The organism is Planomonospora corallina (genome assembly GCF_042650625.1).
Classification (GTDB): domain Bacteria; phylum Actinomycetota; class Actinomycetes; order Streptosporangiales; family Streptosporangiaceae; genus Planomonospora_B; species Planomonospora_B corallina.
In genome coordinates, this window is sequence record NZ_JBHSBM010000005.1 from 146615 (window position 1) to 160069 (window position 13455).

The 13455-nt window shown below is 74.8% G+C and carries 12 protein-coding genes; 5 read left to right on the top strand and 7 right to left on the bottom strand.

The genetic code is table 11. The features are described 5' to 3' along the window. Positions 1 to 153: 153 nt before the first annotated feature. From ACFOWE_RS01335 to ACFOWE_RS01350, 4 genes are all read left to right on the top strand, one after another. Positions 154 to 990: an enoyl-CoA hydratase-related protein gene (locus ACFOWE_RS01335; protein WP_377284875.1), complete on the top strand. Its 837-nt coding sequence runs from the start codon at positions 154 to 156 to the stop codon at positions 988 to 990. A gap of 197 nt (positions 991 to 1187) precedes the next feature. Further along, positions 1188 to 1394: a hypothetical protein gene (locus ACFOWE_RS01340; RefSeq protein ID WP_377284876.1), complete on the top strand. Its 207-nt coding sequence runs from the start codon at positions 1188 to 1190 to the stop codon at positions 1392 to 1394. A gap of 100 nt (positions 1395 to 1494) precedes the next feature. After that, the gene (locus ACFOWE_RS01345; protein WP_377284877.1) at positions 1495 to 2346 is read left to right on the top strand and encodes a helix-turn-helix domain-containing protein; all 852 of its coding nucleotides are present in this window, start codon (positions 1495 to 1497) and stop codon (positions 2344 to 2346) included. A gap of 64 nt (positions 2347 to 2410) precedes the next feature. Next, positions 2411 to 2671 (top strand): hypothetical protein, encoded by a 261-nt coding sequence (locus tag ACFOWE_RS01350; protein WP_377284878.1) that lies wholly within the window; start codon positions 2411 to 2413, stop codon positions 2669 to 2671. Between the two features lie 67 nt (positions 2672 to 2738). On the opposite strand, the gene ACFOWE_RS01355 is transcribed toward ACFOWE_RS01350, so the two are convergent. From ACFOWE_RS01355 to ACFOWE_RS01385, 7 genes are all read right to left on the bottom strand, one after another. Next, complete coding sequence (locus ACFOWE_RS01355) at positions 2739 to 3386, bottom strand: TetR/AcrR family transcriptional regulator (RefSeq protein ID WP_377284879.1); 648 nt, start codon at positions 3384 to 3386, stop codon at positions 2739 to 2741. A gap of 201 nt (positions 3387 to 3587) precedes the next feature. Continuing rightward, positions 3588 to 5735 carry a glycosyltransferase family 39 protein gene (locus ACFOWE_RS01360; RefSeq protein ID WP_377284880.1) on the bottom strand — a complete coding sequence of 716 codons (2148 nt, stop codon included), beginning with the start codon at positions 5733 to 5735 and terminating at the stop codon, positions 3588 to 3590. Further along, positions 5732 to 7018 carry a glycosyltransferase gene (locus tag ACFOWE_RS01365; RefSeq protein ID WP_377284881.1) on the bottom strand — a complete coding sequence of 429 codons (1287 nt, stop codon included), beginning with the start codon at positions 7016 to 7018 and terminating at the stop codon, positions 5732 to 5734. The genes ACFOWE_RS01360 and ACFOWE_RS01365 overlap by 4 nt, the downstream gene beginning before the upstream one ends. A 137-nt stretch (positions 7019 to 7155) precedes the next feature. Next, positions 7156 to 8634, bottom strand: coding sequence for a HAMP domain-containing sensor histidine kinase (locus ACFOWE_RS01370; protein ID WP_377284882.1), 1479 nt, complete (start codon positions 8632 to 8634; stop codon positions 7156 to 7158). Continuing rightward, positions 8631 to 9341, bottom strand: coding sequence for a response regulator transcription factor (locus ACFOWE_RS01375; protein ID WP_377284883.1), 711 nt, complete (start codon positions 9339 to 9341; stop codon positions 8631 to 8633). Before ACFOWE_RS01375 ends, ACFOWE_RS01370 begins: the two co-directional genes overlap by 4 nt. A gap of 158 nt (positions 9342 to 9499) precedes the next feature. Next, positions 9500 to 11017 carry a phytoene desaturase family protein gene (locus ACFOWE_RS01380; RefSeq protein WP_377284884.1) on the bottom strand — a complete coding sequence of 506 codons (1518 nt, stop codon included), beginning with the start codon at positions 11015 to 11017 and terminating at the stop codon, positions 9500 to 9502. 264 nt (positions 11018 to 11281) lie between these two features. Beyond that, entirely contained in the window at positions 11282 to 12187 is a 906-nt protein-coding gene (locus ACFOWE_RS01385) for a LysR family transcriptional regulator (RefSeq protein WP_377284885.1), read from the bottom strand. Between the two features lie 325 nt (positions 12188 to 12512). Here ACFOWE_RS01385 and ACFOWE_RS01390 point away from each other — a divergent pair, with 325 nt between their 5' ends. Further along, a complete protein-coding gene (locus ACFOWE_RS01390; protein WP_377284886.1) occupies positions 12513 to 13451 on the top strand; it encodes a pseudouridine-5'-phosphate glycosidase in 939 nt (312 codons plus the stop codon). Positions 13452 to 13455: the final 4 nt, after the last annotated feature.

Sequence of the window (13455 nt, forward strand, 5' to 3'; positions counted from 1 at the left end):
ACCGGGAGGCGGGTCGCCCGCCTCCCGGGTGGCGCCGGCGCCGCCACGTCCGGGCCGGAGTACGGCTACGGTTGCACCACGCGGGGGATCCACACGGCCGCGGGCGGACTTCCCCGGGCCGGGTGCCGGGACATGCGTGCTTGGAGGAGATCGATGAACAGCGACGGTGGGTGGCCGGTGGAGCGACTGGTGCACAAGGAGGTGTCCGGCGGCGTCGCCACGATCACGCTGGACTCCCCGCGCAACCGCAACGCGCTGTCCGTGCGGCTCCTCGGCGACCTGGAGGACCGGCTCGACTGGGCGCTGGCCGACGAGAGCGTGCGGGTGATCGTGCTGACCGGGACCGGCCCCGTGTTCTGCGCCGGGGCGGACCTGAAGGAGCAGCGGGCCGAGCCGGGGAACGCGCACGAGGCGCCGGTGACGGCCTCCTTCCCGGAGATCATGAGCATGATCTGGGAGAGCCCCAAGCCGGTCATCTGCCGGCTGAACGGCACCGCGCGCGCCGGCGGGCTCGGCCTGGTGGCGGCGTGCGACTTCGCGATCGCGCCCGACTCTGCGTCGTTCGCGTTCACCGAGGTGCGGCTGGGCGTGGTGCCCGCCATGATCGCGGTGACCGTGCTCCGCCGGCTCGACCCGCGGGCCGCGGCCGAGTACCTCCTCACCGGCGAGGTGTTCAGCGCCGCCCGCGCCCAGGAGATCGGACTGCTCACCCGGGCCGTCCCGGAACAGGAGCTGGACGCCACGGTCGCCCACTACGCCGGCATGCTGCTACGCGGCGGCCCCGAGGCGCTGGCGATCACCAAGCAGCTGGTGCGGAGCGTGCCGGACCTGGCGTTCGAGGAGGGCATGCGCCGGATGGCGGAGCTGTCGGCCCAGCGCTTCACCTCCGCCGAGGGACAGGAGGGCATCGCCGCCTTCATGGCCAAGCGCCCGCCGTCCTGGGTGCCGCAGCCGGAGACCGCCGCGGAGGGCTCCGGCGCCCGCCGCTGAGCTCTGCCCCCGGGCACGCTGAGCTTTCTGCCCCGGGCACGCTGAGCTTTCTGCCCCCGCGCACGGCCGGGGGAGCGGAGAAGACCCTGGAACATCACGGATAGCCGGAGTTTGATGGTTTGTACGATCTTCTCCGTTTAGTGCCTCTATGATTGCGCGCAATTGCATCTGAGGCTCGCTCGGGGAAGGACTCGGCCATGCGTTTGCGGTTTCTCGGCTCCACGTCGGAGGCGGGCGCCTGCCCCTCCCTCTACGAGACCGACCGCGGCACCATCGTCGTCCAGGGGCTCCGGGTGACCGACCCCGCGGCCCTCGCCGACCTGCGGCACGTCCTGGACGGGGAGACCGCCGTCGAGGTCCCCCGGGAGCTGCTGGCGGACATCGCCCGCCGGGTCCTCCCGTAGCCCGCCGGCGCCCCGTTCGCCGTTCACGGTCGGGACGGGCGCGGTGGCATGATCCCCTTTCGGGGGTCTACCCTCGTGCGCACCGCGAACGGGAGGACGCATGAGTGGGTTCCAGCAGGCCCGGGCCGAACTGGGCATGCAGCTGAGGCAGCTGCGGGAGGCCTCCCGGCTGTCCGGCAAGGATCTCGCCGAACGGCTGGGCTGGCAGCCTTCCAAGGTCTCCCGGATCGAGAACGCCCGGCAGACCGCCACCGCGGACGACATCGCCGCGTGGGGGCGGTCCGTGGAGGCGGCCCCCGAGGTCGTCGAGGAGCTCGTCGAGCAACTGGAGGGACTGCTGGAACGCCAGGACTCCTGGCGGCAGCGGCACCGCAGCGGCCTGGCCGCGCTCCAGGAGGACATCCGCGACCTGGAGGCGCGGACCACCCTGTTCCGCGCCTTCGAACCGGGGGTGGTCATCGGCCTGCTGCAGACCACCGAGTACGCGCGGAGCATCTTCACCCGCATCAAGCGCCTCTACAACGCGCCCGACGAGGTCGACGCGGCCATCCGGGTGCGCATGCAGCGCCAGGAGATCCTCTACGACCAGCGCAGGCGCTTCCGGTTCGTCCTGCCCGAGTCCGTGCTGCGCTACCGGCTGGCGCCGCTGGACGTGATGCGCGGCCAGCTCGACCGGCTGCTGGCCGTGACGGCGCTGCCCAACGTGGAGTTCGGCATCGTGCCCTTCACCGCACCCCTGCCGTCCGCCCTGCTCAACGGCTTCTGGATCTACGACCGGGACCACGTCGCGGTGCCCACCAGGACCAGGGACCTGATCCTGCGCGACCCCGAGGACATCGCCTTCTACGAGCGGACCTTCGACGAGTTCCACGAGGTCGCGGTCTTCCACGAGGAGGCCCGGGCGTTGATCGTCCAGGTGCTGGAGGATTTCGCCCGGCAATCAGAAGAATAATCCAGCAATTGCTTGATCGGTCGGGCAAGATCGTGCAATCCTCGGTGCACGGAGGTGACGCACGATGCTCGACACGCTGTCCTGTCTGGAGCGGTTCGCCGCGGCGACCCGGTCGCACGCCGACCTCTCCCTGCTCAACGTGTCGCTCGGCGACCCCGCCTACGTCCGCGTCCGCAACCGGTTCAGCGACAACCTCGCCGAGACCGTCACCTGCTCGCCGGACGGCGGTTTCATCACCTCGTGGGGCTACCGGCTCGGCACCGCCGACGACATCGAGGCCGCCGCAGCCCGCCTGGCCTACCTCCTGGCGGCCCTCCCCGCCTGACGGCTCTCCCGCGGGGACGGCCCGGGCCCACGGGCGGCCGGGCGATCCTCCCCGCGACCGCCGGAGGTCAGGAGGCCTCGGCGGCCGGGAAGACCGAGGGGTCGAGACCGACCTCGCGGGCGGCGGCGACGCGCGCGTGGTGGAGCAGCCGGCTCCTGGACATGTTCCCGGCGTCCAGGGTGTAGCGGATGGCCAGCCCGTCGAGCATGCCGTCGAGGCGCTCGGCCGCGCCCTGCGGGTCGTCACATGCGAACTCCCCCAGCGTCACGCCCTGCGTGATCACCTCACGGAGGATCTCGATCCAGGCGCCCTCGAACTCCAGCAGGATGGTCCGCACGTGCTCCTCGCGCACCCCGACCGCCCAGGCGTCGAGCCAGAGGATCCAGCCCTGGTCGTCCCGCGTGGCCGGGATGCACAGGCGCAGGACGCTGTCCAGCCGCTCAACCGCGCTCCCCGGCCCGTCGACGATCTCCCGCAGCCGCTGGATCTCCGACTCGGTGGTGCTGCGGAGCATCTCGGTGATGAGGTCGTCCTTGGTGGCGAAGTGGTAGTGGATCAGCCCGCCGCTCACGTTGGTCGCCTTGGCGATGTCGGCGACGCGGGTGCCGGCCAGGCCCCGCTCCAGCACGACCTTCCGGGCGGCCTCGAGCAGCTCCGCCCGCCGCTGGTCAGCCTGGTCCGCGCGGCTGCCTCGCGCCCCTCCTCCGCTCTGCACGGCGCAAGACTACAGCAGTGCGCCCTCGCGCCCGATCCGGCGGGAACCGTGGGCCCGCCGGGACGGCGGAGACGGGAGAGGCGCGCCACCGGGGCCTCCGGGGGCGGGAGGGCACGTCGCCGCGGCATCCGGGGCGGGAGGGCGCGTCGCCGGGGCGGGGGAGGGGCTCCCTCCCCCGCCCCGGCGCCCGGTCGCCCCGGCTCAGCCGCAGCGGTAGAGGGGGGACCCGCCCGCCGCGGTCCCGCCGTACGCCGAGGCGTCGACGACGGTGCAGTTGGCCTGCACCCACGCGGTCACCTCGGAGGAGCCGCCGCCCGGACCGCCCCGGCCGCCGCCGGGCATCACGTACCTGAGCCGCCCGGTGGAGACGAGCCCGGCGAGCCCGTCCGCGGTCATGGCGGGATCGCTGCCGGTGAAGCCGCCCATCGCGATGGCCGGCAGGCCCGTGGAGAGGATGACCGACGAGGCGCTCTGCGCGCTGCCGACCGCCACCAGCCAGGTCGCGCCGCCCCGGTTCTCCTCCAGGTAGGCGATCATCTCCTCGCTCACCGAGCTTCCGGGGCCTCCGGGGCCTCCGGGGCCGCCCCGCATCCCGCCGTCGCGGCCGGTCGCGGCTCCGGAGTCGCCGGCGCCGGGGGCCGGCGTGGTCCCGGCGGCCCCGGCGGGCGGCTGAGCCTGCGCCCCGCCACCGGGGACCGGCATGCCGTACGGCGCCCCGCCGGGGGCTCCCTCCCCCGTCCCGCCGGGGCCGCGCGTGCCGCGGAAGCCCCCCGGGCCGCCCGCCCCGCCGGACGGGCCCGCGGTCGGGTCGGTGCCGTTGACCGGCGAGCCGAGCGGGGTCAGCGCGTACGCCGCGGGACCGGCCAGACCGGCGAGCAGCCCGGCGGCCAGCGCGACCGCGGCGATCCGCAGCCTGATCCTCCGCCCGAGACGGGCCGCGGCCAGTCCCAGCGCGGCCGCCGCGGCCGCCGCGGCCACCGCCCAGGCCAGCCAGGGCACGAAGTCTGGGGTGCGCCGCAGCACCGTGAAGGCCCACGCCCCGGTGAGCGCGATCCCGGCCGGCAGCGCCCACGCCCAGGCGCGCGACTCCCGCTGGGCCTGCCACATCAGCACCCCGCCGGTGCCGGTGAGGGCGGCGATCGCCGGGGCCATGGCGGTGGTGTAGTAGGGGTGGAAGGTGCCGCCGGCGAAACTGAAGACCAGATAGTGCACGGCCAGCCAGCCGCCCCACAGCAGCAGGCCCGCGCGGGCGCCGGGTGCCGGCCGCCGGGTGGCCAGGACCAGGCCGCAGGCCAGGGCGAGCGCCGCGAAGGGCAGCAACCAGGAGATCTGCCCGGCCATGACGTCGTTGAACAGGCGCGCCGCGCCGGACTCGCCGCCGAAGCCGCCGAAGCCCCCGCCTCCCCCGTCTCCGCGGCCGCTCTGCCCGAAGATCCGGCCGAGGCCGTTGTAGCCGATGACCAGGTCCCACACGGAGTCGTCGGTGCTGCCGCCGACGTACGGCCGGCTCCCGGCGGGCCACAGGTCCACGACGAGCATCCACCAGCCGCTGGAGGCCACCAGGGCGGCTCCCGCCGCGAGCAGCCGGCCGATCCGCCGCGGCGCCGTGCCCGGCGCCAGGACCAGGTAGGTGAGGGCGAACGCGGGGACCACCAGGTAGGCCTGGAGCATCTTGGTGTTGAAGGCCAGCCCGACGAGGAGCGCCGAGGCGACCAGGGTCCGCGTCCGGCCGGTGCGCACGGCCTCCAGGCAGGACCACGCCGCCGCCACCAGGAGCAGGACGAGGACCGTGTCGGGGTTGTTGTCCCGGTTGATGGCCACCGTGATCGGGGTCAGCGTCATGACCAGCGCCGCGACCAGCCCGGCGGCGTGTCCCGCCGTACCCGGCAGGGAGCGGCGCACCGCCGAGTGCGTCAGCGCGACGGCGGCGACACCGCAGACCGCCTGGGGCAGGAGCATGCTCCAGGTCCCGAAGCCGAAGATCCTCGCCGACAGGCCCATCACCCAGAGCGCGAACGGGGGCTTGTCCACCGTGATGAACGACCCGGCGTCCAGCGCGCCGAAGAAGAACGCCTTCCAGCTCTGCGTGCCGGACAGGATCGCGGCGGCGTAGTACTCGTTGGCGTGGCCGTTGCGGCCGAGCGCCCAGGTGTGGAGGACCGCGGCCAGCGTGAGCACCGCCCAGAGCGCGGGCCGCGCCCAGCGCGGCGGGGCGCCCTCGGCCGATGAGGCGTCCTCGACCGGCCGGGCGGACGGCGCCGCGTGCCGGGCGCCGTCACGGGCGGCCGGAGCCGGGACGGCGGGGGCGGCTTCGGAGGCGGGTCCGGGGACGGGGACGGGTGCGGTCATCGCGCGGTCCCTCGGACGCGGCGGGGGTGGAAGACCCAGGAGCGCAGCAGCAGGAAGCGCACCAGGGTGGCCAGGGCGTTGGCGGCGATGACCGCGGCGACCTCGGCGACGGGGGACGCCTCCGGGGCCAGGAGGTCGAGCAGGGCCAGGCCGCCGCTGCTCAGCGTGAGGCCGATCAGGAAGGCCAGGCCCCCCTCGATCTGGTGGCGCAGCGCCCCGGCGCGCCCGGTGACCCCGAAGGTGAAGCGGCGGTTGGCCGCGGTGTTGGCGACGGCGGTGACGAGAAGGGCGAGGCCGTTGGCCGCGACCGCCGGCATCACCGTGCGCAGCAGGACGAACAGGAGCAGGTGCGCCAGGGTGCTGACCACGCCGATGAGGGCGAAGCTCGGCAGCTGGCGGGCCATCCCTGCGGGCAGCCGGGCGTCCCTGACCCGCGGCGGGACGGGGAGCCCGGCCGGGCCGGACAAGGTCCTGCGCGCCACGCGGGCCATGCCCCTCAGGTCGTCCCTGATCGTCTTGACGATGTCCACCCGGCTGTCGGGATCGTCCACCCAGTCCACCGGCACCTCGTGGATGCGCAGCCCGTGCCGCTCGGCGAGCAGCAGCAGCTCGGTGTCGAAGAACCACTCCTCGTCCTCGACCGCGGGGAGCAGCGCCTGGGCGACCTCGGTGCGCGCCGCCTTGAACCCGCACTGGGCGTCGGAGAAGCCCGCGCCCATCGCCCCCCGGAGCAGCAGGTTGTAGGTCCGCGAGATGAGCTCCCGCTTCGGTCCGCGCACCACGTTCGCGCCCCTGGACAGGCGGGTGCCGATGGCCAGGTCGCTGTGGCCGGACAGCAGCGGCGCCACCAGCGGCAGGAACGCCTTCAGGTCCGTGGACAGGTCCACGTCCATGTAGGCGACCACGTCGGCGGAGCTTCCGGACCAGACCCGGCGCAGCGCCCGGCCCCGGCCCTTGGCGTCCAGGTGGACGGCGTGCACGTGCGGCAGCTTCCGCCTCAGGTCCTCCGCGATCCGCCAGGTCGCGTCGGTGCTGGCGTTGTCGGCGATCGTGATGCGGAAGCCGTACGGGAAGGTGCCGGTGAGGTAGTCGTGCAGGCTGCGGATGCTCCGGGCGAGCACCCGCTGCTCGTTGTGGACCGGGACCACGACCTCGACCCGCTCCGTGACCCGATCCGTGATCCGCTCCCTGACCCGATTCTTGACCCGATCCGTGCACACCGGCGTCGCCACCGCCGGCCTGCTCTGTGCCGCCCCCGCCGGACAGCTGCTCTGCTCTGTCATGGATCTAGATTCTGCTGGTGATATTGGGGTCAGCTAAGTCCTTTCTTAACAAGAGATAAGAAAAGGTACGGATCACCATTTCCCGGATGTTGCGGCGGCCGGGCGGGAACCCGCGGAGCGGGGCCGCGCCGCAGGAGTCAGGCCCCGCCGGCCGGGTTCCCGGCCCCTCCGGCCGCCACCGGGGATCCGGGAAGCCGCAGCCTGGCGACGGCGCCGCCGCCCTCGGCGTTCTCCAGCGACACCTCGCCCCCGGCGTCCCGCACGGCCTGCGCCACGATCGCCAGCCCCAGGCCGGAGCCCGGCATGCCCCGCGCCGAGGGCGAGCGCCAGAACCGGTCGAACACGTACGGCAGCTCGCCCGGGGCGACGCCCGGGCCGTGGTCCCGGACGGTCAGCTCGCCGTCGCGCAGCCGCACGACCACCGGGCCGCCGCCGGGCGCCGGGGCCCCCGCCCGCCCGGCCGGCGCGCCACCGCCGCCGGGGCGCGCGCCGGAAGTTCCCGCAGCCGGGGCTCCGGAGAACTTCACCGCGTTGTCGAGCAGGTTGACCACCGCGCGCTCCAGCGCCGCCTGGTCGCCCTGGACGTACCAGTGGTCGAGGTGGACCTCGATCGGCAGGTCCCGGGCGCGCAGCCGGACCCGGCCCACCGCCGACCCGACCACCTCGTGCACCGCGACCTCGGCCCGCCGCGCGCGCTCGCTCCCGGAGCGGGAGAGCTGGAGCAGGTCCCCGACCAGCGTCGACAGCTCCTCGAACTGGGCCTTGAGACTCGCCAGCAGCCTGCCCCTGGGAGCCGGGTCCAGCGGGCGCCCGGAGTTCTCGCTGCGCAGCAGCAGGTCGATGTTGGTGCGCAGGCTGGTCAGCGGGGTGCGCAGCTCGTGCCCGGCGTCGGCGATCAGCCGCCGCTGGCGCTCCCGGGACCCGGCCAGCGCGGCCGTCATCGCGTTGAAGGACGCGCCGAGCCGGGCGAGCTCGTCGGTGCCCTCGACCGGGATGCGGGTGTCCAGGTCCTCGGTCCTGGCGATGTGCTCGACGGCGCCGGTCAGCCGCTCCACCGGGCGCAGCGCCGCGACGGCGACGATCCGGCCGGCGCTGGCCGCGCCCAGCACGCCGACCGCGGCGACCCCGGTGAGGATCCAGGCCAGCGTGGCGAGCGTGGACCGGAACTCCTCCAGCGAGCGCGCCTCCATCACCGCGAGACCGTCCCCGGCGCTCTGCACCGCCACCCGGACCTCGTCCCCGCCGGCGGTCGTCCCGTCCCGGACCACCCGCGTCCCGGCGGGCGCCAGCGCCAGCTCCCGGTCGGCGGGGATCACCTCGATCGCGGTGCCGCCGACGACGCACGAGCCGCCGTGGGCGTCGATCACCTGCACCAGGAGCCGGGGCGGGGGCGGCTGCTGCGGGGCGCTCGGCTCGGCGCCGGTGCAGAACCGGTCGATCCACGCCATCTCCTGCGGCCCTCCCCGCGGACTGCGCAGGGAGCGGTCCACCTGGTCGAGGAGCGCGGTGCGGACGATGAGCCAGCAGGCCCCCGCGCACACCGCGATCGCCACCGCCACCGCGGTGGCGACCAGCACGGTGAGCCGGGAGCGCAGCGAGCGCGGGGCCGCCCTCACGGGGAGGTCCGCAGCACGTAGCCGACGCCCCGGACGGTGTGGACCAGCCGGGGCAGGCCGCCCGTCTCCGTCTTGCGCCGCAGGTACATCACGTAGACGTCGAGGGAGTTGGACGACGGCTCGAAGTCGAAGCCCCACACGTCGCCGAGGATCTGCTCGCGGGTGAGCACCTGCCGGGGATGGAGCATGAACAGCTCCAGCAGCAGGTACTCGGTCCGGGTGAGCTCCAGCGGGACGCCCGCCCGGGTAACCTGGCGGCTGGCGGTGTCCATGTTCAGGTCGGCGTAGGCGAGCACGCCCGAGTCCGCCGTCTCCGGCGGCGCGCTCAGCGCGCCGCGCCGCAGCAGCGCCCGGACCCGTGCCAGCAGCTCGTCCAGCTCGAACGGCTTGACCAGGTAGTCGTCGGCCCCCGCGTCCAGCCCCGAGACGCGGTCGCCCACGGCGTCGCGCGCGGTGAGCATGAGCACCGGCACGTGGTTGCCGCCCGCCCGGAGCCTGCGGCAGGCGGTCAGCCCGTCCAGCCGGGGCATCATCACGTCCAGCAGCACCAGTTCGTACGGCTCGCGCTCCAGTTCCTCCAGCGCGGCCTGCCCGTCACCGGCCAGGCCCACGCGGTACCCCTCGTACTCCAGGCTGCTCTGCAGGGCCTCCCTGAGCGCGGGCTCGTCGTCCACGACCAGGACCCGCGCCGCCTCACCGTCACCCATGCCTCCCAAACTAGGAGGCCATCATGAGAGGCCCATGAGGAGGCCGGCCGTCCTCGCCGGATCCGCCGGCGGCGCGTGGCGGTCCTGGAGACCCCGGGAAGCCCGCGGTCCCGGAGACCCCGGAGCCCGGCCGGGCGGCGTTCCCGGGAGGGTGCCTCTCAGGACAGCAGCGCCATGGCGGCGTTGTGCCCGGGGATGCCGCTGACGCCGCCGCCGCGCCGGGCGCCCGCGCCGCAGAGCAGGATCCGCTCGAAACCGGTCTCCACCCCCCACGCGCCGGCCTCGCCGAACGGCCAGGACAGGTCGCGGTGGAAGATGTGCCCGCCCGGCAGGCCCGTCTCGTCCTCCAGGTCCACCGGGGTCCTGGCCTCCAGGCAGGGCCGGCCGTCCGGGCCGCGGAGCAGGCAGTCCTCGAGCGGCTCGGCCAGGACCCGGTTCACCGAGGCGAGGGTCGCGCGCACCGCCCGCTCCCGCGCTCCGTCGGGGTCGGCGCGGAACAGCCGGGCGGGCATGTGCAGGCCGAACAGGGTCATCGTCTGGGCCCCGGCCGCGCGCAGCCCGGGGCCGAGGACGGACGGGTCGGTCAGCGAGTGGCAGTACACCTCGGCCGGCGGCAGGCTCGGGATCTCCCCCCGCGCGGCCTCGGCGTGGGCACGGGCGAGCTGGTCGCGGCCCTCGTTGATGTGGAAGGTGCCGCTGAAGGCCTCCGCCGGACCGACCTCGGGGTCCTTCAGGCGGGGCAGCCGGGAGAGCACCATGTTGATCTTCAACTGGGCGCCCTCGGGCACCGGGTCCTCCTCGGTGCCCAGCAGCCGGGCCAGCACGGCGGGCGGCACGTTGGCCAGGACCCGGTCGCCGGTGACCGTGTGCTCCCCGGCCTCGTCGCGGAAGACGACCTCGCCCGAGGGGCTGACCGCCACGACCTCGGCCCCGGTGCGGATCTCCGCGCCGGCCGCCCGCGCGATGTCCGCCAGGGCCCCGGAGACCGCGCCCATCCCGCCGACCGGGACGTTCCAGTCGCCGGTCCCGTCACCGATCACGTGGTACAGGAAGCACCGGTTGGCCAGCAGTCCCTCGTCCCGGGGGTCGGCGAAGGTGCCGATCAACGCGTCGGTGAGCACCACCCCGCGCACGGTGTCGCTGGTGAAGCGCTGGTCGACGACCTCGCCGATCGGCCGCTCGAACAGGTCCCGCCAGGCCTCGCGCCCCACCAGGTCGCGCATCGCGCCGCGGCCCATGAGGGGTTCCAGCAGGGTCGGCGCGACCCGGGAGGCCACCTCTGCGGTCATCGCGTAGAAGCGGCCCCAGGCGTCGAAGTCGGCGTTCCCGCCGCTGACGCGGGCGAACGACGCGGCGGTGCGCTCGGCGTCGCCGCCGTCCACCAGCAGGCCGGTCTCCCCCACCGGGGTGTACGACGCGTAGCGGCGGCGGCGCAGCTCCACCGCGAGCCCGAGATCCTTGACGATCTTCGCCGGGAGCAGGCTGACGAGGTAGGAGTAGCGCGACAGGCGGGCGTCGACCCCGTCGAACGCCTGCGTCGAGACGGCGAGGCCGCCCACGTGGCCGAGGCGTTCGAGGACGAGCACCCGGCGGCCCGCGCGGGCGAGGTAGGCGGCGGCGACCAGACCGTTGTGGCCGCCTCCGGCGACCACGACGTCGTAGCGGGAACGGAGCATTGGGCATCCAGGAGTCGGGGGTGATCGGTCAGCGGGACCTGGGACCGCGGGGGCGGTCCTCCGGTTGGAGTCCGGTCTGCCGGTGCGGCTCGGGACGGAGCGCACCCGACACCTCGGCCGACATCATGCCGCGCACACTATTCGAAAAAGACAAACAGGTCTATAGCTCTCATGAATCCCGGAAACCCGTCGCCTGCGGGCCGCACGGTCAGCCCCTGGCCCTGCAGATCTCGCGCTCGGCCCCGGGCCCCATGGGCCACGTGGTCAGCCCCTGGCCGCGCCGAGGGCGATCGCCATCAGGACGGCGGCCGGGCCCGTGGGCGGGCGTCCCCGGCGCCAGACCGCCCGGAGCCGGCGCTCCAGGTCGATGCCGCCGGTCGCCACCTCCACCAGGCGGCCGGTGGCGAGCTCCGCCTCGACCGCGTACCCGCTCAGCACCGCCGGGGCCGAGCCCTCGCGGGCGGCGCCCTTGACCGCGGTGTTCGACCCGAGCTCCAGCCGCGGAGCCGCGGCGACGTGACCGGCCAGCGCCCGGTCCAGGGTCTCGCGGGTGCCGGAGCCGCGCTCCCGGACCACCAGCGGGGTCGCCGCCAGCTCTGCGGAGAGCAGCGGGGTACGGCGGCGCGCCCACGGGTGGCCGGGGGCGACCACGACCACCAGCCGGTCGGTGGCCACCACCCGGGCAGCCAGGCCCTGCGGCACCGAGGGCCCCTCCACGAACCCCAGCTCGATCCCGCCCGCGCCGTCGCCGACCAGCCGGGCCACCTCCGCGGAGTTCTGCACCTCGAGCCCGACCTGGACCTGCGGCTGGCGGCTCTGCAGCTCCCCGAGCCAGCGCGGGAGCAGGTACTCGGCCACGGTCATGCTGGCCGCGATGTGCAGGTGCGCGGCCCGCGCGTGCCGTACGGCCTGCGCCCCGCGCATCAGCTCCTCGGCCGCCGCCAGCACCTGGGCCGCCCAGGCCGCGATCATCGTCCCCTGCGAGGTGAGCGTGGAGCCGGTGGGGGTGCGCTCCAGCAGGGTCAGGCCGAGCCGGCGCTCCAGCAGCGCGATCCGCTTGCTCGCCGAGGGCTGGGCGATCCCCGCCGACCGGGCGGCCCGCCCCAGACCGCCCAGCCGCTCGACCTCGACGAGCAGCCGCAGGGACTCCAGGTCGGGCAGGTCGCTCATAGCTCCAGGCTATGGCCTGGGCGGCCCGACCCGCTCACCGGACGGCGGCGCCGGCCTCCGCGTCGTGGCGGGTTCCGGGGGCTCCCTTCCCGCGCCCGCGGGGTTCCGGGTCCGTCGGCGCCCGGGCGGCTTTACAATGTAGATTCATATCAGCCGGAGGTGGGCGGCCCTCCCCGTCCGGCCACCGGGCGGGCCGGGTGGACGCCACCCCACCATGCCCGTAACGTGCTTTTTTGGAGGGAAAAAACCGTGCACCCCGCGCCGGAGGGGCAGAGGACCCGGTCCCGGACCCATCCGCACAGGCCCTAGGAGACAGAACCCGCTCATGCGTACCACCCAGCAGCCGACCGACAGCGCGCTCCGCCCGTCCGAGGAGGTGGCCGAGGCACTGGCGCAGGGCGCTCCCGTCGTGGCGCTCGAGTCCACGATCATCTCGCACGGCCTGCCGCAGCCCCGCAACCTCGAGGTCGCGATCGAGCTGGAGCAGATCGTCCGCGAGGCGGGAGCCGTACCCGCGACCATCGCCGTGCTGGACGGGGTGGCGCGCATCGGCCTGGACTCCGCCGGGCTGGAGCGGATCGCCACCGGGTCCGGCCTGCGCAAGCTGGGCTTCCGCGACCTGCCCGCCGCCGCGGCGCTGGGGGCCAGCGGCGCGACCACGGTCTCGGCCACCTCGTTCCTGGCCGCCCGGGCGGGCATCCGGGTCTTCGCCACCGGCGGCCTCGGCGGCGTGCACCGCGAGTGGACCGCCACCCAGGACGAGTCGGCCGACCTCGACATGCTCAGCCGCACCCGGATCACCGTCGTGTGCGCGGGTGTGAAGTCGATCCTGGACGTGCCCGCCACCCTGCAGCGGCTGGAGACCAAGGGCGTCACCGTGGCCGGGTTCCGCACCGGCGAGTTCCCCGGCTTCTACCTGCACTCCTCCGGCGAGCCGGTCGACTGGCGGCTCGAGACCCCCGAGGAGGCCGCCCGCGTCATGCGCGCCCAGGACGTCCTCGGCGGGCCGGAGACCGCGCTGATCGTGGCCAACCCGGTGCCCCGGAGTGAGCAGCTCGACCCGGACCTGCACGACCGGGTCCTCGCCGAGGCCCTGGCCGCGGCGGATCGGGAGCAGGTGACCGGCCAGGCGATCACCCCCTTCCTCCTCGGCTACCTGGTGCGCGGCACCGGCGGCGCCTCGCTGGAGGCCAACCTCGCCGCCGTGCGCGGGAACGCCGCCCTGGCGGGGCGGATCGCCCTGGCCTGGAGCCGAGGGGACTGAGACG

Excerpts from the sequence above, each read along its gene's own strand:
- ACFOWE_RS01335 (WP_377284875.1), top strand. The coding sequence starts at position 154 with ATGAACAGCGACGGTGGGTGGCCGGTGGAGCGACTGGTGCACAAGGAG.
- ACFOWE_RS01385 (WP_377284885.1), bottom strand. The coding sequence starts at position 12,187 with ATGAGCGACCTGCCCGACCTGGAGTCCCTGCGGCTGCTCGTCGAGGTC.
- ACFOWE_RS01360 (WP_377284880.1), bottom strand. The coding sequence starts at position 5,735 with ATGACCGCACCCGTCCCCGTCCCCGGACCCGCCTCCGAAGCCGCCCCC.
- ACFOWE_RS01365 (WP_377284881.1), bottom strand. The coding sequence starts at position 7,018 with ATGACAGAGCAGAGCAGCTGTCCGGCGGGGGCGGCACAGAGCAGGCCG.
- ACFOWE_RS01390 (WP_377284886.1), top strand. The coding sequence starts at position 12,513 with ATGCGTACCACCCAGCAGCCGACCGACAGCGCGCTCCGCCCGTCCGAG.
- ACFOWE_RS01375 (WP_377284883.1), bottom strand. The coding sequence starts at position 9,341 with ATGGGTGACGGTGAGGCGGCGCGGGTCCTGGTCGTGGACGACGAGCCC.
- ACFOWE_RS01380 (WP_377284884.1), bottom strand. The coding sequence starts at position 11,017 with ATGCTCCGTTCCCGCTACGACGTCGTGGTCGCCGGAGGCGGCCACAAC.
- ACFOWE_RS01345 (WP_377284877.1), top strand. The coding sequence starts at position 1,495 with ATGAGTGGGTTCCAGCAGGCCCGGGCCGAACTGGGCATGCAGCTGAGG.
- ACFOWE_RS01340 (WP_377284876.1), top strand. The coding sequence starts at position 1,188 with ATGCGTTTGCGGTTTCTCGGCTCCACGTCGGAGGCGGGCGCCTGCCCC.
- ACFOWE_RS01350 (WP_377284878.1), top strand. The coding sequence starts at position 2,411 with ATGCTCGACACGCTGTCCTGTCTGGAGCGGTTCGCCGCGGCGACCCGG.